Genomic DNA, 18209 nt, shown 5'->3' with positions numbered 1-18209 from the left:
CGGCTTACTCCGCGGCCTGGAGATGCTGGGGCGGGTTTTCCTTTGCCACCATCTTGTCGATCAGCTTGCGCGTCCACATCGCGCCGGCGTCGATGTTGAGATTGTAGAAGATGCGATCGGGGTTCTCGTCCATCGCACGCTGCTGCGCCTCGAGGATCAACTCGTCCTCGTGGAAGATGCCGGAGACGCCCTCGCGGATCTCGGTGGTGATGCGCTGCTCGCCGAGCTGATAGTTGCGCACGAAGGCCCAGAAATAGTGGCAGGTCTTCTCGGTCTCCGGCGTGATGGTGTTGAGCACGAAGCCGTTGACCCCCTGCGAGCGGTCACCTTCGGGCGCGCCGGTGCCTGATGGCGCCACGCCGACGTCGATGGCAATGGTGCACGGCGCCTCGAAGCGGATGATCTGCCAGCGGTCGACGAGGCCAGATTTGCCGAGTTGTTTCGCCCAGAACGGCGGCGCCTCGATGCCGCGCATCCAGCGCGTCACCGTCACCGTCTTCTCGCCATGGGTGACGTCGAACGGCGCCTCCGCGACCGCCTCGTTGCCGATGGACGAGCCGTGCACGAAAGTCTCGTGGGTGAGATCCATGAGATTGTCGAGCACCAGGCGGTAGTCGCAATTGACGTGGATGGTCTTGCCGTCGCCGGCCCAGGCGGGATCGTGATTCCAGTGCAGGTCGGGCACCAGCGCGGGATCGGCCAGCGCGGGATCGCCCATCCAGAGCCAGATGTAGCGATGACGCTCGACCACCGGATAGGCGCGCACGCAGGCCGACGGGTTGATGGTCTCCTGCGAGGGCATAAAGGTGCAGCGCCCTTGCGCGTTGTATTTCAGGCCGTGATAGCCGCAGACGACGGTGTCGCCTTCGAGCCGGCCCTTGGACAGCGGCACCAGGCGGTGCCAGCAGGCATCCTCCAGTGCGGCCACCGAGCCGTCGGCCTTGCGGTACATCACGACGTGCTTGCCGCAGATCGTCCGCGGCAGCAGCGCGGGCTTCACGTCGGCGTCCCAAGCGGCGGCATACCAGGCGTTCATCGGGAAGGGTTTTGTCACCGGTCTCGCTCCCAAGGACTTATGAATACGTTATGTATACAATAGCGGAGGAAGAGAATCATTCAAGCGCTAAAAGTTCGTACTTTAGTACCTTTATCTCGAATCATGTATACAACCCGTTCCGCTGTCATTCCCCGCGAAAGCGGGGAATCCAGTACTCCGCGGCGGTCGTTGGTTCACTCAACTGGCGCCACGGCGTACTGGATCACCCGCTTTCGCGGGTGATGACACCTGTTGATGCGGCGAGTCTCCCCCTGGAGGAGCAGTGGCAGCGGCGCTTTGGCTCGACGACTACGCCCCGAACACCTTCGCCAACCCTGCCTGAGCCTCCCGCTGAATCGCCTTCAGGTGCTCGGGACTGCGAAAACTCTCCGCGTAGATCTTGTAGACATCCTCCGTTCCTGACGGCCTGGCGGCGAACCAGCCGAAATCGGTTTCGACCTTGATGCCGCCGAACGGCTGGCCGTTGCCGGGCGCCTTGCTCAGGGTGGCGCGGACGGGATCGCCGGCGAGATCCTTCAGGCCGAGCTGCTCCGGTGTGACGGATTTCAGGATGTTCTTCTGCGGCGTGGTCGCGGCGACGTCGATGCGCGCGTAATGGGGCATGCCGAACTCAGCGGTGAGATCGTTGAAGAGCTGGCTCGGATCGCGGCCGGTCTTGGCCATGATCTCGGCCGCCAGCAGGCCGAGGATGATGCCGTCCTTGTCGGTGGTCCACACCGTGCCGTCGCGGCGCAGGAACGAGGCGCCTGCACTCTCCTCGCCCCCGAAGCCGAAGCCGCCCGTGAGGAGGCCATCGACGAACCATTTGAAGCCCACAGGGGTCTCGACCAGCTTGCGGCCGAGCTTTTTCGCGACGCGGTCGATGATCGAGCTCGACACCACGGTCTTGCCGATCGCGGCGTCCTTGCCCCAGTTCGGGCGGTGCGCGAACAGGTAGGAGATCGCGGTCGCGAGATAATGGTTCGGATTCATCAGGCCGCCGGTGCGCGTCACGATGCCGTGGCGGTCCGCGTCGGTGTCATTGGCGAAGGCGACGTCGAAGCGGTCGCGCATCGCGATCAGGCTCGCCATCGCATAAGGAGAGGAGCAGTCCATGCGGATCTTGCCGTCCCAGTCCACCGTCATGAAGCGGAAGGTCGGGTCGATCGCCTCGTTCACCACGGTCGCCTTCAGGCCGTAGCGCTCGATGATCGGATGCCAGTAATGCACGGCGGCGCCGCCGAGCGGATCGATGCCGATATTGACGCCGGCGGATTTGACCAGGTCGAGATCGACCACGTTGCCGAGATCGGCGACGTAGGGTGTGATGAAGTCATAGGCGTGGACGTTCGCGGATTTGCGCGCCCTGGCGTAGTCGATGCGGTTCACGCCCTTGAGGCCATCGGCGAGATAGGCATTGGCCCGCTTCTCGATCACGGAGGTCGCGTCGGTGTCGGCCGGTCCGCCATGCGGCGGATTGTATTTGTAGCCGCCGTCCTCGGGCGGATTGTGCGAGGGCGTGACGACGACGCCGTCGGCAAGGGCCGAGGTGCGGCCTTTGTTGTAGGTCAGGATCGCGTGGGAGATCACCGGCGTCGGCGTGTAGCCGCCGTCCTTGTCGATCATGATGTCGACGCCGTTGGCCGCGAACACCTCGATGGCGCTGACCAGCGCAGGCTCGGCCAGCGCATGGGTGTCGATGCCGATAAAGAGCGGGCCGGTCAGCCCCTTTTCACGTCGATAATCACAGATTGCCTGTGTCGTCGCCAGGATATGGCCCTCGTTGAAGCTGGTCTTGAACGAGGTGCCGCGATGGCCGGAGGTGCCGAACGCCACCCGCTGCGCGGGATCCGCGACATCGGGCTTGCCGGCGAAATAGGCCGTCACCAGCCGCGGAACGTTGGTCAGCGCGTCCGGCGAGGCCTGCTTGCCCGCCGCGGGATGAACATCAGCCACTGGATATACCTCGTCCTGTCGTAGAATTGCGCGATACCATAGCATCGGCCAAGCCCGCGCCAAGAGCACAACACCCGCGATGGGGCGGCCGTTCCTGAGATCATGCTATGGTCTTCCGATCGGGGCTTTTCGAGTCGGGGCATGACGCTGTTTCAGAGGCTTCTGGTTGTTCTGATGGCCTGGCTTGCGACGGCTGGCATCGTGCCCGATGCGACGGCCGCGGAGTTCTACACCGAGGATTTGCGTATCCCGATGGCCGAGGCCGGACCGCAGGGGTTGGAGGCGTTCCTGGTCCGGCCGGCCGGGACCAGGCGCTATCCGCTGGCGCTGCTCAGCCACGGCTCGCCGCGCAGCTTCGACGATCGCGCTACAATGTCCGCGCACAAATATTACGGCATCGCTCTCGAATATGCCCGGCGCGGCTTTGCCGCGCTGATCGTGATGCGGCGCGGCTACGGCACCTCGCCCGGTGGGCGCGTCGATAGCGTCGGCGGCTGCGCCAATGCCGCTTATCTGCCGGCCGCGGCGGTCGCCGTGGCGGATTTGCGCGCCGCGATCGAGGGGATGGCGCGCAGGGCCGACGTCACCACATCAGGCATGATCGCGGTCGGCCATTCCGCCGGTGGGTTCGCCACCGTCGCCTTGACCGCGCAGGCGCCAGCGGGTCTCGCCGCCGCGATCAACTTTGCCGGCGGGCGCGGCTCGCGCGACGACGACGACGTCTGCAATCCCAACGGGCTGGTGCAGGCCTTCGCCACGTTCGGCAAAACCTCGCGCGCGCCGATGCTGTGGGTCTATGCCAGCAATGATTCCTACTTCGGTCCCGACCTCGCGCGCCGCCTCCATGATGGATTTCGCGCCAGTGGCGGCAACGCGAAATTCATCGCAGCGCCGCCTTACGGCGACGATGGCCACTATCTCTATTCGGTGGTGAGCCGTCCGCAATGGACGCCGTATCTCGACGCTTTCCTGCGCGAGCGAGGTCTCGGCCACGATGCTCTGAGCCCGCCTGATCCGCTGCCGCCGCCGGGCCAGCTCAGCGAGGCGGCGCGCGCCGAGTTTGCGCGCTATCTCGCCAGCACGATGCCGCACAAGGCTTTCGCGGTGTCGCCGAACGGCGGTTACGGCTGGCGTTCGGGGCGGGCAACGGTCGACGACGCCCAGCGCGATTCACTTGGCGCCTGCACAAAATGGTCGCCCACCTGCACGCTCTATGCGATCGACGACAAATTGGCCGGGGCTGCGCAAGGCACATCAACCGACCAGAGCTCGCGGTCGCGATAGCCTCGCTGCGCCGCTGGCCGCTCGCGCCGTCCGAACCGGGCCGCACGACGGACCGCTAGAAAATCGGTTGTTAACTCGAAAGATATAATACGTGGTCCATGCTGCGGGATCGAACACACATCAATGCCCGCGCGACGTGGACACACGTTGCGATTGCCGTGCTTTGGTTGGCATCCAACTCCGTACACGCTCAGGGCAGCGCTCAGAACGACGTGGAACCGGCGTTGGCGGCGGGCGGTCACGATGCAGATCTCGGCGCTGGAGAGACGCCGGCCTCGCGGGCGGCGATTCGAAAAATCATCGAAAGAGAAACGGCCAAGACCGATCTGCCCGCGGACATCGCGGAGGCCGTCGTCTTCGTTGAAAGCGGATACAATCCGGCCACCATCGGCGCCGTCGGCGAGATCGGCCTCATGCAGGTTCGGCCCGAAACGGCAGCGATGCTCGGATTCCGGGGACATAACGCAGAGCTCGCAGAGCCCGACATCAACATCCACTACGGCGTTCTCTATCTGAGCCGCGCATGGCGCCTGGCAGGCGGGGACCTTTGCCGAGCCCTGATGAAATATCGAGCCGGTCATGACGAGGAGTCCATGACTCCGCGCTCCCAGGTCTATTGTCATCGCGCCCGCAATCGTCTTGTCTCCATGAACTCGACGAATGTGGGAAACCAGGCCGCCGCCGTCCAAGACGTAGCACCGGCGCCAACTCCGGCGCCCGCCGTCTCGAAGTCAGCACACAATCAGAAGTCAGCGCACAATCAAAAGAGACCGGCACAGCCGAAGGACGTTTACGCGCGTTACCGTCAAGGCACGGCGGTCGCGAGCAGGGCATATTGGGCAGCACAGGAAGCCCGGGTCCGCATCATCAAGGCTCGCGTCGAAGCCAAGTGGAAACGGGTCGCATCACGCCAATAGAATTGCCTGCCTGGAGTCGAGCAGCGGTTGGACGAACGACATTTTTGAAACTGAACTTTGAAACCGAACCTGAATAGAGATCATGCATAATAGCTTGAGAGTTTTGTTTGCAATCGGCGCGACCGGCGCCGTGGCCTTGTCGGCCTTTCTCGCGATTCGGTTCCTGGTCGGTTTCAGTGGCTGAACCCGATGGCGCAGCTAGCACCATGTCGTGCTGCGCCTCCGTCTAGAGCCGCTCGCTCAGCGCGAGCTTGTAGCCGACGCCGGTGACCGTGGTGACGACGGGCGTGCCGCTGCCGACGAGCTTGCGGCGCAGCCTCGCCACCAGGGCATCGACAGTGCGGATGTCGACCTCGGCCTGGCGATTGCTGACGACCTCGATCAGATAGTCGCGGCTAAGCGGCCTGCCGTCGGCACCGACGAGCGCCGCGAGCAGGTCGAATTCGGCGCGCGTCAGCGCCACCGGCTTGCCGTCGCTGCCGAGCAGCTCGCGCCGCGTCAGGTCGATGATCCAGTCGCCGAAGGCGATCGAATTGTGGTTGCGCGCCGCCTTGCGGTCGATCGAGCGCCGCCGCAGCACGCTTCGCGCGCGCGCGAGCAGGTCGCGCAAGTCGATCGGCTTGGTGACGTAGTGGTCGCCCGCGACCTCGAGGCCGAGGATGCGATCCACATCGGTGTCGCGGCGCGTCACGAAGATGATGCCCGCATTGCTGGTCGCCTGGATTTCCTTGGCAAGATCGAAGCCGTCGCCGTCGGGCAGCTGCACGTCGAGGAAGACGAGATCGGTCCGCGTCCGCAGCGCCTGGCGGCATTCCGCGCAGGAGCCGGCGCCGACCACGTCGAAATTGTTCTCGCTGAAATAACCGACCAGCATCGTCCGCGTCACCGGATCGTCCTCGACGACGATCAGCCGCTCGCGGCCGGCGACACGCAATTCCTGAACTGCGGAATCAGCCACGATGTTGGATGTCCTGTGCGCTTGCGGGCCGACCTGGAAGCTCAGGTCGCCGAGCGCGCCGTCCTGTGAACGTACATTCACGACTGTTCGAGCCCCCTCGAATTGCCTGCTGCAATACTAGGCGCGTTATCGCGCCCAAACAACATTGGTCACGATCTAGCCGTATTAAGTATGGCCCACACTTCTTGTCCCGCGCATCATGTTCGGGAGCCCCGCACAAGCGGCAGTCGTGCAGGGCTGAAGCCCCTTCCGCCGCCGCTTGCCTCGCCAAACGCTTCAAATCTACTGTGGCGTCCCGAAAAGTCTGCCCCAGGAGGTGGCGCCATGGAAGTCATCCTGCTCGGCACCGGCGGCCCGCGCCCGGACCCGCGCCGCATGGCGACGACCACGCTGATCAGGCTCGGCGAGGAAAATATCCTGATCGACGCAGGCCGCGGCGTCATGGTGCAGCTCAGCAAGGCCGGCGTGCCGCTCGGCTCCATCAACACGGTCTTTCTCACCCATCACCATTTCGACCACATCGGCGACCTTTACGATGTGATGTTCAATTCATGGTTGCACGGGCGCAAGGGCGATCTGCGCATCTATGGACCACCGGATACCGAACGGCTCGTCAATACGCTGGTCACGCAGATCTACGACAAGGACATCGCCTGGCGCGATCAGGGCGAGCCGAGCTTCGGCGGCTGGAAACCGGTCGTCGCGACGGACATTATACCCGGCCCCGTTCTCGACACCGGGCGCTGGAAGATCAGCGCCGAACTCGTCTCGCATGGCGACGGCCTCGACATGTCGCCGGCCTTCCTCGCACGCTGGATGTGTCTCGGCTATCGCTTCGAGGCCGAGGGCAAGGTCATCGCAATTTCCGGCGACACCGTGCCCTGCCCCGGTCTCGAGCGACTGGCTGAGGGGGCCGACCTGCTGGTCCAGTGCTGCTTCCTCGCCACGCCGGAGATCGACAACGAGCACCTGCGCCGGCTTGCGAAGTTCACGATCGCCTGCGGCGATACAGTCGGCAAGGTCGCGGCCAAGGCCGGCGTCAAGAAGCTCGCGCTGACACATCACCGGCCTCGCACCGACGATTCCATGCTGAATGCGCTGCTTGCGGACGTCAGGCGGGACTACGCGGGTCCCGTCGTGCTCGGCGAGGACCTCACGCGGATCGAGGTCTGAGAACTCGAGATGCGCGAAGGCCGTCCGGCCTCAGGACGATCCAACCTCAACCCGGAATGACAACTGCTCTTCCGTTCCGGGCGCGATGTGCATCAGGCCCGGCTTGTCAGTGAATTCGCCGTCGAAGCCGGCGGGACTGGCATAGCCGCGCCAGGGCTCGATGCAGAGGAACGGAGCGCCCGACGGTTTCGACCAGACGCCAAGCTCGCGAAAGCCGCGCCATGACATTTCCAACCACGGCCCGGTGGACGCGCCCTGCTCCGCGGCATAGCGGACCGAATTGCTCGCGATCCGATCGAAGATGATTGCGTCGTCGACGAACAGGGATTCGGACAAGGGCAACACGGAGCCGTTGATCGGGCTCGGCTCCGTTGCCTGACGCAGCAAGCCGCCGTCGAGACGGTGGACGGGAGATGGCTCTGCGTTCGCGAAGCTCAGCGCGTAACTCTCCTTCGCCAGTCCCGGTTGGAGCGGCCAATTGAAAGCGGGATGGCCGCCGAGCGAGGCCGGCAACATCTCCTTGCCGGTGTTCGCGACCACGAGTGAAAGATCGAGACCGGATTCGTCGAGCGCATAGGTTGCCGTCAGGCGAAACGCGAAGGGGTAGAGCGCGCGCGTCGTATCGCTGTCTTCGAGCACCAGGACACAGCGACTTTCGCCACGTTCCGCCCACGCGAAGCGGCTGTCACGCGCGAAGCCGTGCTGGGTCATCCGGTAGCTCCTGCCCCGGTGCCGCAATTCGTCTTTGGCGAGACGCCCGACGATCGGAAACAGCAGCGGCGCATGGCGCGGCCAGGCCGGCTCCGCCTGCCAGACGAACTCGATGCCGGCATCGCTCGCCAGCGAACACATCTCAGCGCCTTGCGCCTTGATGGTCGCGGTGAGCCCACCGCTGCGGATCGTGTGCGTGTCTTCGGTCATGACCGTCCTCATCGGAAGCCAAGGCTGATGAACGAAATGCTTGCCGGCGAGCAGCATACCACACTGAAGACCATTCCGTCCGCTCCTCATTGGGGAAGCGACGCTCAACTCCGCATTGTCCGGCCGAGCTTAAGTTTAGCTTGGGACGACCGTCAGACGCTCTCATAGACGAAGCCGTCGCATGTCGTCGGTATCCGGCTTGAAGGTGAGCCGAGCACGGCGATAGTCTTGCCGCGCCAGTGAGCCGCGGAGGGCCTGGCTCACTTTTCGCGCCATCGCGCGCTTGCGGTTCTCGTTGACCGCGAGGACAATGCAAGGACACGTCGTGATTTTTCGCGATCTTGATCAGCGCCTTCGTGTCCTTCGGAGAGCACGACCGCCGAAGCCGGGACCTGCATGCGAATTTGGCGCCGACGCGGTTGTCCAAGCCGATGCCGCGCGCGACCTCCTGCACGTTGGCGCGGACTTTTCGGAGACGTCTGCGGAGTTCGTTGATGAAGGTGATAGTCGCGACGAATGCGTTGGCGGCGTATTTGATCATCTCGGCGGTGCGGCGTTCCGTAAACATCAGCGACGCCTGGTTCAGCGAGAGCGGCCCATAGTTGTCGCTCATCACCTTGCGGCCGCACTCGTCGGCGGTGCCGAGGACGATGCGGTCGGGGAACTTGAAGTCGCGGATCACCGCGTGAACAATGTTAGGCATCCGGGTAGCCATTCTGCCTGTTGCAAGCGCGACGATCGCGGTTGTAGGCGATCACACCGGCCGTATGACCGTAGAACTGGGTAACTACCTGGCCGTGGCTGTAAGCCTGCTGTGCGCAAGCAACATGGTTTATTGCTCATCCAGTCATATGGTCCAGCACTTGCAGTGGAGACGGAGCCTAGGGTCGAAACGATTGCGGCTTGCAGTTGCGCCGCAGATGGCGCTGGTTGGTATACCGCAACGCTAGTGGAGCGCGGACAGAGGTTGTGATTGGGCCCTTCGGACACGCGCCCCTCGGCGGATGGGCCTAGCCGACTTAATCCGTTTTGAACACAACGCCGATGCGAGTTTCGCTGCACCAAACAAGACGACAATCTCTGATGATACGGTCTCTTTCCAACATCATCTTGAATGTGGCACGCATATGCAACTTCGTCTGCAACTCGATCCCCGCCCCGTCCTCCGAGATGTTGAACACGCGGCAACGTTGGCTGCCGCCATCTCCAAAAATGTAGGCGGCTAAGTCGACCTCCGCACGGTCGATCTTCCGGCGATCCGACATGGTTATCATTGGGTCGGCGAGACCGGCTCGTTTTCTTCATGAGCCGACGTTATTTCGAGCAGCCTGAATTGCCTCGCGATCCGTGTCGCCAAATGCGATCGCTCCCTGGCTAGCTCTCTTTGGCACTCGGACACGTCATGTCCATCCTCTTCAAGAACCGCGATCAGAACTGTTTGATCCTGAACATAGATCGCCATGTCTGCGATCTCTCGCGTCAAAACAGCCAGCTCGTCATCATTATCTGAGGCCACGGCAATCTCATATATACAAATGGTTAGGCTAGGAAGCCTCCATCTTAAATGCATGATACCTTACAGATGGTTAAGCGTACGCCATGGATCGCCCTAGGTGCGTTACCTAGTTCGGCTCTGGCCACGCAAGCTGACTTTGCGAACGCAGCTTCGGCGCTTGATGCGCAGATGCGCAACACGCCGGATCAACAGATATCGCTGATCGATCCGGATGCCCGTTCGATGGCCACCAGCGGACGCGGATCGGGTGTCGTCGGCTACAATGTCCAGGTCGCGGTGGACACCGAACACCATCTGATTGTTACGCATGAGGTTATAAACGTTGGCAACGACCGTGGGCAGCTTGCTCGGATGTCGAAGAAAGCCAAAGAAGTGCTCGAAGTGGACAAACTCGAGGCGGTCGCCGACCGTGGCTACTTCGACGGAGAGGAGATATTGGCCTGCGAAGAGGCTGGCTTTGCAGTCACGCTGCCCAAGCCCATCACGTCGAACGCCAAGGCGCAAGGTCGGTTCGGCAAACAGGACTTCGCCTACCTGCCTGATGAGGACGTCTACCGCTGCCCGTCCGGCCAGCTGCTGCCCTATCACTACACCAACATTCCAGAGACGGCTCGATTCCAATCCCGACGCCATGCGGACGCGGCGCGAGACGGTCGAGCATCCTTCGGCACGATCAAAGCGGGTATGGGTGCGACCCACTTCCTGATGAAGCGCGTACGGAATGTTGCCGCTGAGATGGCGCTGCATGTTCTCGCCTACAACCTCACACGGGTGATGAACATCGTCGGCAAACCGCGCCTGATTGCAGCCATTCGCGCCGCTTGAACGCCGGAAAGTGCCTCCAAAAGCGCAATATCGCGTGGCGACAACCACTTTGATCGGTCATTGGACGCTCCGATGCGAGGCATCGGCCGCCCGCAACGATTGGCGACCACGGCCGCGTGCCGACCTATTCGTTTGCACACACCCAAGACCCAAAGAAGACATCGCACCAGGTGACGGCGAAAAGGCCCTTATTCTTTAGCTTTGACATCTGATCGGTGGCTTAGCGAGCTCGCACTCAGCAACGGTTGCTGGATCGGCCGCGCCCCCACGGACCACGATCTCCCCAAGCTCTTCGAAAGAGCCATCTTGGCCGGGTGGCGACACTGTCACAGGAACGCGTCGCGATCTTGTCTGAGGTTACTGCCGATGTGTGGCACGCCCGGAAGGAACAGGTAGGTGCCACGGGTAGCTCAAAAGCGCTCCTTACCGACCTGTCCAGTCGCATTCGCCGGTCGTTTAGGCGAGGGAGTCGTTTCCCTTGGGCTCTTGCAAGAATCTAGGCATGTGTCCGCGGTCGCGCGGGGCGGGGCGTTCGGATGGGTCGCGGCCGACCTTGGATTGAAGCTCGATGAGATCGGTGAAGACATCGGCCTGGCGGCGCAGCTCGTCGGCGATCATCGGCGGCTGGCTGGCGATTGTGGAGACCACTGTGACCCGCACACCGCGGCGTTGCACGGCCTCGACCAGGGAGCGGAAATCGCCGTCACCCGAGAACAGCACCATCTGATCGATGTGCTCAGCGAGCTCCATTGCGTCCACGGCGAGCTCGATGTCCATGTTGCCCTTGACCTTGCGGCGGCCGGAGGCGTCGATCAATTCCTTCGTCGCTTTGGTGACGACTGTGTAGCCGTTGTAGTCCAACCAGTCGATTAGCGGGCGGATCGAGGAGTATTCCTGATCCTCGATGATGGCGGTGTAGTAGAACGCCCTCAGCAGCGTCCCGCGACTCTGAAACTCCTTCAGCAGGCGCTTGTAATCGATGTCGAAGCCCAGAGTTTTCGCCGTCGCATAGAAGTTAGCTCCATCGATGAAGAGCGCGACCTTATCGGTAGATGAGTAGGACATCTGGAGGCTTTCGGTAAAGCAGTCCGGGTTAAAAGCATCTCGGAAATTCACGACGCAAATTTCGGTCGCATTCTATATGGATAGTTACCGGAGATCGTCGGATAGCGTCAAACGTTTTAAGCTTCAACTAATATCAGCATTATGCGGGCGTGGAACCCTACCGTTGCCCCAAAGTTTTCCCGTCAGATTTGTAATGTATCCTGTCCATTTCCAAGTGCGTATTTGAAAGTTTCCCGCGATGAACGCTGGCGATTTTGCTCTTTTTGATCTGTCGATACATAAGCGCGGTCGTGCCTGGCGATGGTCTGTCATTGACCGGTTCGGCAAGAGCAGCGGAAACGGCGCATCTGATCACTACACTTTTCGCCCGAGGTCTCTCAGGAGCGAGTGGAGAAAATCACTCGCATGGTCGTACCGCGCGCCGCCGCTCGCGATTTCACGGGCCCGCGGCTCCACTACACTACCGACGGTTTCTGGACCGAGTAGATCAGCTTTTTCGGACCATTGCTGCAGGAGGCGATCAGGAATGTATTCTGCAGATCCGAACAACCTCAAAAGGCATTCCTCGGCTTCGGCTTTGTGATCGTGATGAGCCTTCGTCGCGTAGAAAGCGAATAGTCCACGAAAAGCATCACGGGAAACGGCTGGTTTTGCCATTGCAATGTCCCCGCAGAATTGAATTCTCAACGAAGAGGCCACCTAAAGGCGGCCTCAGAAGTTCATTAGTTGATGTAAACAACACGTACTGAAACGCCTGCCGCAGCGTTGCCGTAGCTTAAGGCCCCGGGTGTAAATAGATGCGAGATGAACGTGCAGCTCCGGTGACAGGAGCATGCCAAAGATGACTCGCTTCTGCCAACAAGAATCTGGCGACTGCCGGGATAATCTGGCAATCCCAAATATATGTCAGTTTGATTGACATACGCCGCAAGCCGTTCGGCAAGCGAAGTACCAAATGATCCATCAGGCTACGTGCTCAACTCGGCAATTTGGTCTTGCAAAGGGAAGGGCCCCTGAGGGCCGCTAGTTTGGTGGTTCCTCGCACGGCATTGCCAATTCCGCTTGTGACCGATTCTGTTGAAAAAGGCCCGAAGTAGTCCGCTGTAATGGTACGAGTTGCGATGCGGACGAAGGGCTCACCAGTTCTTATGCGAGCCTTGGGGTTGGCATTGGGATCAGCTTGGCCATTTTGCGGAGGTTCTGAGCGGTGGCTGCGAAGGTGAACTCGGGTCCTGGCCGAGCGCGGTGACGTAGAACTGGCGTTCTGCTGGTCACATGTGCGCCGGCGCTTCCACGAACTCGCCGCGGCCGGTCCCGCACCGATCGCCAGCGAGGCGCTCGAACGTATCGCCGGGCTCTACTTCATCGAAGCCCAGATCCGCGGCCGCAGTTCTAGCCGCCAGGAGGCGGTTGCATCGCTGGTCGCACGACCGCCGCCAGCTCAGGTTCTGCGCATCGCGTAGCGTAGCGTCAAAGTTGCGTAAAATGCGTCAGGGCCAGCGCTTCAAAGCGCGGCTCAACGAAAGGCCCAGCGGCCAAATCCGTTGCAGCCGACTTTTGCAACAAAATCGGACCAAAGCCGACTCGATCGAAGCAGCCAGCGAAGTCGGCTCTTTCACCTGGACCCCGCAAAGCAACGTTGGCTGCGCAAAGCGAATCGGCACGATTATGCGATGACGTTATCGCGTGCGCTTCGCGCAAATGAATGAGCGCAAAGGCCCGGTTCGATGGGGTTCTCGCCGGGCCTTCGGCTCCGCTTCGTTGTGCGCCGGTTCGGGATCGAGAACCGTCGTAAACGAGACGCCGGCAACCAATACAACCTCAGCCTGAGTCGGGCGGCGAAATTGAGGCGCACACCGCGCCGCGATGCAAGGCGATCCGCGACGGTCGGCGGAGCGTCACCCGGCAGGTAATCACTGCTACATCGTTCAGGTGCCTTCGGGCCATTCAATCGGGGGGCACTGCAATCCGCGGCGGTCAATCTCGCGGCGCAGTTCCTCTGCACGTACTTTCGCCGGCTCACCCATCAAACGAATGCCAGACCTCGCATCGGCGCGCACTTGATCGCGGATGCTTTCGTACATGTGCATGATGTATTCGTCTGAAAGATTCGCGAACGTCATCTGCGCCAACATCCTCGCAAAAGGGTGGGCCGCCAGCGGTGGGGCGTCGCTGGCGGCCCGCGCCGGGCAATTGAAATCGTGGTCTTTGGGATCGGCTTGGGGTAAGATCAGCCCTGTCCGGCGCAATAAGCGTTAGCGGCAAGCGCGTCCGGTCGCAAGCCGACGTTCGGATTAACCTCACTTCTCAAGGTTAAGGCGACCGCGTCACGCGCAACGTGACCTCGAGCAGCGTGGGTCCGAGTTCTCGCGGATTACGGTCCCGATCGTAGTAGCAATTGCTACGACATCATAGCTCTGATCGACCCGGACCGGATCGCGGCGCTGGTGCTGCGTGAGCGGCATGGTGGCAACATAGCACAATCTAACTTGCGTACCGCTGCGTCGCGGCCCAGACTCGCGCCGACTGCCGCCGTCTGATCAACAGCAATCACCTGCGCCGAGAGCGCGGCGCGCCGGCGCGGGGTGCTACGTTCGCGCGGGTGGCGACCGCCATGGTCCTCAGCCAAGGCGACGGCACATCCGCTGCGCTATTGCTGCGAGCATTTTCCGTACGACGCCGACGTTACAAAAGGCCTGGCGCGCCCGGGCTCAATTTTCAAGGCGGCAAGCGGGCAGGCAATCACGACGCAATCCGGTTGGGCCGCAGAGCTGGTGACAACGGGCGTTCTCGGCTCGCTGCAGATCGTCGCGCCGGTGTCGGTCTACAGCCAGCTATCGCAAGTGCCGGCGACAATCCGCGTCGACCTCTCCGGCCGCGCCGCGGTCAAAGTGCCGAGCCGAGCACCGGACCAGCCGCCGCACCGCCATTAGTCGGTGAATGCCAGCCGATCCCGATCCGCCAACTCGGGCTGAGCAATGTAGTACCTGACTTCCGAGCAGGAAATTCGCTCGCCCGGTCTGTGATGGCCCGCGGCGCTTCCGAGCTAATTATGATTAGGAAATGGCTGCAGCGCCGATTCCACGTGTGACCTTCATTGTTACCCGCGGCAGCTTCTAGTTTGTTTCGGACAGCTGGCCTGATCGGGCCCCCTCGTGCAGATAAACACTAGCGTGTTCGCGCAAGGGGCGATGTGGACTGTTGCTCCATTGTCGCATCGTTGTCGGAGTCGCCATCTAAGTGGCCTAAAACGCGGCGCTCATCCGCCGCTTGACGGCGCCTCGTGCAACAGGTCGGCAAGCCCACATCTGCTGTCACGAGGGTGATTGGTAAATGTCCATTATCGCTTCGATCGGTGAGGCAATTGCAAACTGGAGTGCCTGGAATAAAATGCGGCCACAGCAGTATCATGTAGGTTCTGCTTGAGTACGCTCTCTTGAAGCACGAGCTCGGTGCTATCTCTTTCTAGAATCCTTTCTTCAGGCCCGACTTCAGCTTCCGACTCAAGTCGATGCGTCGCGGTCGCTTCTTGCGCGGCCTCGCCATGATCGGCTGACGCTCCTTGGAACCATGGTCGAACGTCTTCACGAGAAAACGCTCTCTCCCCTCTTCAATGACTTCTATTCCGACCTGCTTCTTTGCCATCAAACGTGAGAGAGGGAACGCAGTTCCACCCGAACCTCTCCGCTTAACTCAAGTGCTGGCATTGAGGGTTGGATGCGACGACGATATCGGCCTTGTTGGTCTCGCGGATGATGCGTTCGACGTCGTCGCCGATGCCGACCGGTACGGTCGAATTAGTCACCACGACGTTGAGCCGGACAGCGACTGCGCGATGTCTTCCGCGGCCGCATAGACATAGCACAAATCGGCGTGGCCATCGGCGCGAGTGCGTGCCGACTACGATCAACACGGCATCGGCATCGCCGACCGGCTTGGAAAGATCGGTGATGAACTTCAGCGCTTGGCCTTGGCGTGGTCGCCACGAGCTCGTCGACCCCAGGCTCGTAGATAGCAATCTTGCCCGGATGAAGAGCCGCGATTTTATTCTCGTCCTTGTCGACGCAGATGACGTCGCGACCGAAATCCACAAAACAGGCCTCCGACACCAGTCCCACATAGCCCGTGCCGGTTATAGCAATCTACGAAAAACTCTACCGCTGAAGACGGATGTTTCACTGAACTCCCTAGACTTTCCCTCCATCCGTCCGCACGCCCAAGATTGGGCCAGGTTGCTTCGCGAACCGAATAAACCTTGGACGCCCGGCGTGACAGGCGTCGCGGACAACACCAGCGGACAACACCACGAATCACTCAACATGCATTTGTTACATTCTACGAATGCGACAGGTACGCCGCGTATGCGCGCTTCATGCCATCGTGAAGCGATGTCGTGGCACGCCAGCCCAGTTTTGCGAGGCGGCTGACGTCCAGCAGCTTGCGCGGCGTGCCGTCTGGCCGCGAGCTGTCGAAACTGATCTCGCCGCTGTAACCGACAATTTCGGCGACGACCCGCGCAAACTCGGCGATGGTGATGTCCTCGCCTGTGCCGATGTTGACCAGCTCGGCGCTCGAATGGATCTTCATCAGGTGCACGCAGGCATCCGCCATGTCGTCGACATAAAGGAACTCGCGCCGCGGCGTGCCGGTGCCCCACACTATGACGTTCTTCGCGCCCGAAATCTTGGCCTCGTGGAAGCGGCGGATCAGGGCGGCGACGACGTGGCTCATTTCGGGGTGATAATTGTCGCCGGGGCCGTAAAGATTGGTCGGCATCACGCTGATGAAGTCGCACCCGTACTGGCTGCGATAGGCCTCAGCCATCTTGATCCCGGCGATTTTTGCAATTGCATAAGGCTCGTTGGTCGGCTCCAGCGGACCGGTCAGCACTGAGTCCTCGCGCAGAGGCTGCGCCGCCAATTTCGGGTAGATGCAGGACGAGCCCAAAAACATCAGCTTGTCGGCGCCGTTCTGATGCGCGGCCTGGATCACGTTGGCCGCGATCGCGATGTTGTCGTAAATGAATTCGGCGCGCAGCGTGTTGTTGGCGGCGATGCCGCCTACCTTTGCCGCGGCGAGGAAGATCACTTGCGGCCGCGTCTTCGCGAACCAGTCGAACACCGCGGCCTGGTTGCGCAAATCGACCTCGCGCCGGTCCACGGTGATGAGTTTGACGTTCTCCCGCTCGAGCCGGCGCGCAAGCGCGCTGCCGACCATGCCGCGATGGCCGGCGACGTAGACGCTCTTGCCTGTCAGCTCAAACGGTACGTTTGCCACTCGCCGCATCCCGCTTTGCGTCCGCCAGATCGCTCGCCATCATCTCCGCGACGAGTTCTGTAAAGCTCCGCTTCGGCTTCCAGCCGAGCACCTCGCGTGCCTTGCTGGCATCGCCGACGAGGAGATCGACCTCGGTAGGGCGGAAATAGCTCGGATCGATCTTCACGACCGTCTTGCCGGTCTTGGTGTCGACGCCGGTCTCGTCGACGCCCTCGCCGCGCCATTCTATGCGGCGGCCGACCTGCAAGAACGACAGCTCGACCATCTCACGCACCGAGTGCATCTCGCCGGTGGCGAGCACGAAATCGTCGGGTTTGTCGGCCTGCAGGATTTTGTGCATGCCCTCGACATAGTCGCGCGCATGGCCCCAGTCGCGCTTGGCCGAAAGATTGCCGAGATAGAGCGTCTGCTCCAGTCCGACCTCGATGCGGGCGACAGCGCGCGTGATCTTCCGGGTGACGAAAGTCTCGCCGCGCAGCGGGCTCTCGTGATTGAACAGGATGCCGTTGCTCGCGAACATGCCATAGGCTTCGCGGTAGTTTACCGTGATCCAGTAGCCGTAGAGCTTTGCCACGCCGTAAGGCGATCGCGGATAGAACGGCGTGGTCTCCTTCTGCGGAATCTCCTGCACCAGACCGTAGAGCTCGGAGGTCGAGGCCTGGTAGAACCGCGCCTCCTTTTCCATGCCGAGGATGCGGATCGCTTCCAGCAGGCGCAGCACGCCGACGCCATCGGCATTGGCGGTGTATTCCGGGCTCTCGAAGCTGACGGCGACGTGGCTCTGGGCGGCAAGATTGTAGATCTCGGTCGGCCGGATCTGCTGCACCAGACGGATCAGGTTGGTCGAGTCCGTCATGTCGCCATAATGCATCAGGAACGGCACGTTGCCGACATGCGGGTCCTGGTAGAGATGATCGACCCGGGCGGTGTTGAACGAGGACGAACGCCGCTTGATGCCGTGCACGACATAGCCGAGCGACAGCAGGTACTCGGCCAGATAGGCGCCGTCCTGACCGGTCACACCGGTGATGAGAGCGATCCGCTCGCGCATGGCCTGAAGCCTCAAGTCCGGTCAAGATGTTCCGTCGCACATGTCACCGGCGGCGCAGCCACTCCTGCGCAGCCGACGCACAGCCGGTCCTTCTTGGACAAATCGGCCCTCCTGGTCAACCCGGGCAGGCACGCTCGAGTTCAGGAACGCTGATAGTCGTCTTCAATCCGGATGATGTCGTCTTCCCCGAGATAGCTTCCAGTCTGGACCTCGATCAGCTCCAGCATGAT

Annotated in this window: 18 protein-coding genes and 3 pseudogenes; 6 read left to right on the top strand and 15 right to left on the bottom strand. The window is 61.7% G+C overall.

What is annotated here, in order from left to right; all coding sequences use genetic code 11:
• Positions 1-4: 4 nt before the first annotated feature.
• On the bottom strand, positions 5-1054 hold the full coding sequence (locus AC0L2F_RS18045; RefSeq protein ID WP_473249289.1) for an aromatic ring-hydroxylating dioxygenase subunit alpha: 1050 nt from the start codon (positions 1052-1054) through the stop codon (positions 5-7).
• 291 nt (positions 1055-1345) lie between these two features.
• Positions 1346-2992: a phosphoglucomutase (alpha-D-glucose-1,6-bisphosphate-dependent) gene (gene pgm / locus AC0L2F_RS18040; protein ID WP_473249288.1), complete on the bottom strand. Its 1647-nt coding sequence runs from the start codon at positions 2990-2992 to the stop codon at positions 1346-1348.
• Between the two features lie 141 nt (positions 2993-3133).
• Between pgm and AC0L2F_RS18035 the strand changes: the two genes are divergently transcribed.
• Positions 3134-4276: an alpha/beta hydrolase family protein gene (locus AC0L2F_RS18035; protein WP_473249287.1), complete on the top strand. Its 1143-nt coding sequence runs from the start codon at positions 3134-3136 to the stop codon at positions 4274-4276.
• 98 nt (positions 4277-4374) lie between these two features.
• A complete protein-coding gene (locus tag AC0L2F_RS18030; RefSeq protein WP_473249286.1) occupies positions 4375-5193 on the top strand; it encodes a transglycosylase SLT domain-containing protein in 819 nt (272 codons plus the stop codon).
• Between the two features lie 226 nt (positions 5194-5419).
• Here the strand turns inward: AC0L2F_RS18030 and AC0L2F_RS18025 are convergent, their stop codons facing one another.
• On the bottom strand, positions 5420-6232 hold the full coding sequence (locus tag AC0L2F_RS18025) for a response regulator (RefSeq protein ID WP_063993550.1): 813 nt from the start codon (positions 6230-6232) through the stop codon (positions 5420-5422).
• Positions 6233-6475: 243 nt separating this feature from the next.
• On the opposite strand from AC0L2F_RS18025, the gene AC0L2F_RS18020 reads away from it, so the two are divergent.
• On the top strand, positions 6476-7324 hold the full coding sequence (locus tag AC0L2F_RS18020) for an MBL fold metallo-hydrolase (protein WP_473249285.1): 849 nt from the start codon (positions 6476-6478) through the stop codon (positions 7322-7324).
• Between the two features lie 30 nt (positions 7325-7354).
• Here the strand turns inward: AC0L2F_RS18020 and AC0L2F_RS18015 are convergent, their stop codons facing one another.
• From AC0L2F_RS18015 to AC0L2F_RS18000, 4 genes are all read right to left on the bottom strand, one after another.
• Positions 7355-8245 carry an aldose 1-epimerase family protein gene (locus AC0L2F_RS18015; protein ID WP_063996646.1) on the bottom strand — a complete coding sequence of 297 codons (891 nt, stop codon included), beginning with the start codon at positions 8243-8245 and terminating at the stop codon, positions 7355-7357.
• On the bottom strand, positions 8178-8948 hold the full coding sequence (locus AC0L2F_RS18010) for a hypothetical protein (RefSeq protein ID WP_473249283.1): 771 nt from the start codon (positions 8946-8948) through the stop codon (positions 8178-8180). The genes AC0L2F_RS18015 and AC0L2F_RS18010 overlap by 68 nt, the downstream gene beginning before the upstream one ends.
• A 316-nt stretch (positions 8949-9264) precedes the next feature.
• Positions 9265-9510, bottom strand: a complete 246-nt coding sequence (locus AC0L2F_RS18005) for a PilZ domain-containing protein (RefSeq protein WP_027516316.1) — start codon at positions 9508-9510, stop codon at positions 9265-9267.
• Positions 9511-9515: 5 nt separating this feature from the next.
• The gene (locus AC0L2F_RS18000; protein WP_063993553.1) at positions 9516-9761 is read right to left on the bottom strand and encodes a hypothetical protein; all 246 of its coding nucleotides are present in this window, start codon (positions 9759-9761) and stop codon (positions 9516-9518) included.
• A gap of 156 nt (positions 9762-9917) precedes the next feature.
• Here AC0L2F_RS18000 and AC0L2F_RS17995 point away from each other — a divergent pair.
• Positions 9918-10586 (top strand): annotated as a pseudogene (locus AC0L2F_RS17995) (transposase); the annotation flags it as partial.
• Between the two features lie 456 nt (positions 10587-11042).
• Here AC0L2F_RS17995 and AC0L2F_RS17990 read toward each other — a convergent pair.
• Together AC0L2F_RS17990 and AC0L2F_RS17985 are read right to left on the bottom strand one after the other, a co-directional pair.
• Positions 11043-11651, bottom strand: coding sequence for a LabA-like NYN domain-containing protein (locus AC0L2F_RS17990; RefSeq protein WP_063993555.1), 609 nt, complete (start codon positions 11649-11651; stop codon positions 11043-11045).
• Between the two features lie 354 nt (positions 11652-12005).
• Positions 12006-12308 (bottom strand): hypothetical protein, encoded by a 303-nt coding sequence (locus AC0L2F_RS17985; protein ID WP_084777351.1) that lies wholly within the window; start codon positions 12306-12308, stop codon positions 12006-12008.
• Between the two features lie 569 nt (positions 12309-12877).
• On the opposite strand from AC0L2F_RS17985, the pseudogene AC0L2F_RS17980 reads away from it, so the two are divergent.
• Positions 12878-13084 (top strand): annotated as a pseudogene (locus AC0L2F_RS17980) (IS66 family transposase); the annotation flags it as partial.
• A 495-nt stretch (positions 13085-13579) separates the two neighbouring features.
• Here the strand turns inward: AC0L2F_RS17980 and AC0L2F_RS17975 are convergent.
• The gene (locus AC0L2F_RS17975) at positions 13580-13774 is read right to left on the bottom strand and encodes a hypothetical protein (protein ID WP_063996647.1); all 195 of its coding nucleotides are present in this window, start codon (positions 13772-13774) and stop codon (positions 13580-13582) included.
• 651 nt (positions 13775-14425) lie between these two features.
• Here AC0L2F_RS17975 and AC0L2F_RS17970 point away from each other — a divergent pair.
• Entirely contained in the window at positions 14426-14584 is a 159-nt protein-coding gene (locus AC0L2F_RS17970) for a hypothetical protein (RefSeq protein WP_156526802.1), read from the top strand.
• Between the two features lie 755 nt (positions 14585-15339).
• Here AC0L2F_RS17970 and AC0L2F_RS17965 read toward each other — a convergent pair.
• From AC0L2F_RS17965 to AC0L2F_RS17945, 5 genes and pseudogenes are all read right to left on the bottom strand, one after another.
• Entirely contained in the window at positions 15340-15564 is a 225-nt protein-coding gene (locus AC0L2F_RS17965; RefSeq protein ID WP_256375649.1) for a hypothetical protein, read from the bottom strand.
• A gap of 121 nt (positions 15565-15685) precedes the next feature.
• Positions 15686-15742, bottom strand: a pseudogene (locus tag AC0L2F_RS17960) (hypothetical protein); the annotation flags it as partial.
• 244 nt (positions 15743-15986) lie between these two features.
• Positions 15987-16937: a GDP-L-fucose synthase gene (gene fcl / locus AC0L2F_RS17955; RefSeq protein WP_156526803.1), complete on the bottom strand. Its 951-nt coding sequence runs from the start codon at positions 16935-16937 to the stop codon at positions 15987-15989.
• A complete protein-coding gene (gmd, locus tag AC0L2F_RS17950; RefSeq protein WP_473249282.1) occupies positions 16909-17979 on the bottom strand; it encodes a GDP-mannose 4,6-dehydratase in 1071 nt (356 codons plus the stop codon). Before gmd ends, fcl begins: the two co-directional genes overlap by 29 nt.
• A 140-nt stretch (positions 17980-18119) precedes the next feature.
• Positions 18120-18209: hypothetical protein (locus AC0L2F_RS17945; protein ID WP_473249423.1), on the bottom strand; the 90-nt coding region annotated here is incomplete at its 5' end.

The sequence above is a fragment of the Bradyrhizobium sp. Ken64 genome (assembly GCF_055807555.1).
Note: the sequence above shows the minus strand (reverse complement) of the source record. Positions and strands in the feature narration are given on the sequence as shown.

Coding starts and splice junctions, on each gene's coding strand:
- AC0L2F_RS17990 (WP_063993555.1), bottom strand. CDS start 11,651: ATGTCCTACTCATCTACCGATAAGGTCGCGCTCTTCATCGATGGAGCT.
- AC0L2F_RS18005 (WP_027516316.1), bottom strand. CDS start 9,510: ATGTCGGATCGCCGGAAGATCGACCGTGCGGAGGTCGACTTAGCCGCC.
- AC0L2F_RS18015 (WP_063996646.1), bottom strand. CDS start 8,245: ATGACCGAAGACACGCACACGATCCGCAGCGGTGGGCTCACCGCGACC.
- gmd (WP_473249282.1), bottom strand. CDS start 17,979: ATGCGCGAGCGGATCGCTCTCATCACCGGTGTGACCGGTCAGGACGGC.
- fcl (WP_156526803.1), bottom strand. CDS start 16,937: ATGCGGCGAGTGGCAAACGTACCGTTTGAGCTGACAGGCAAGAGCGTC.
- AC0L2F_RS18020 (WP_473249285.1), top strand. CDS start 6,476: ATGGAAGTCATCCTGCTCGGCACCGGCGGCCCGCGCCCGGACCCGCGC.
- AC0L2F_RS18030 (WP_473249286.1), top strand. CDS start 4,375: ATGCTGCGGGATCGAACACACATCAATGCCCGCGCGACGTGGACACAC.
- AC0L2F_RS17975 (WP_063996647.1), bottom strand. CDS start 13,774: ATGACGTTCGCGAATCTTTCAGACGAATACATCATGCACATGTACGAA.
- AC0L2F_RS18010 (WP_473249283.1), bottom strand. CDS start 8,948: ATGCCTAACATTGTTCACGCGGTGATCCGCGACTTCAAGTTCCCCGAC.
- AC0L2F_RS17985 (WP_084777351.1), bottom strand. CDS start 12,308: ATGGCAAAACCAGCCGTTTCCCGTGATGCTTTTCGTGGACTATTCGCT.
- AC0L2F_RS18035 (WP_473249287.1), top strand. CDS start 3,134: ATGACGCTGTTTCAGAGGCTTCTGGTTGTTCTGATGGCCTGGCTTGCG.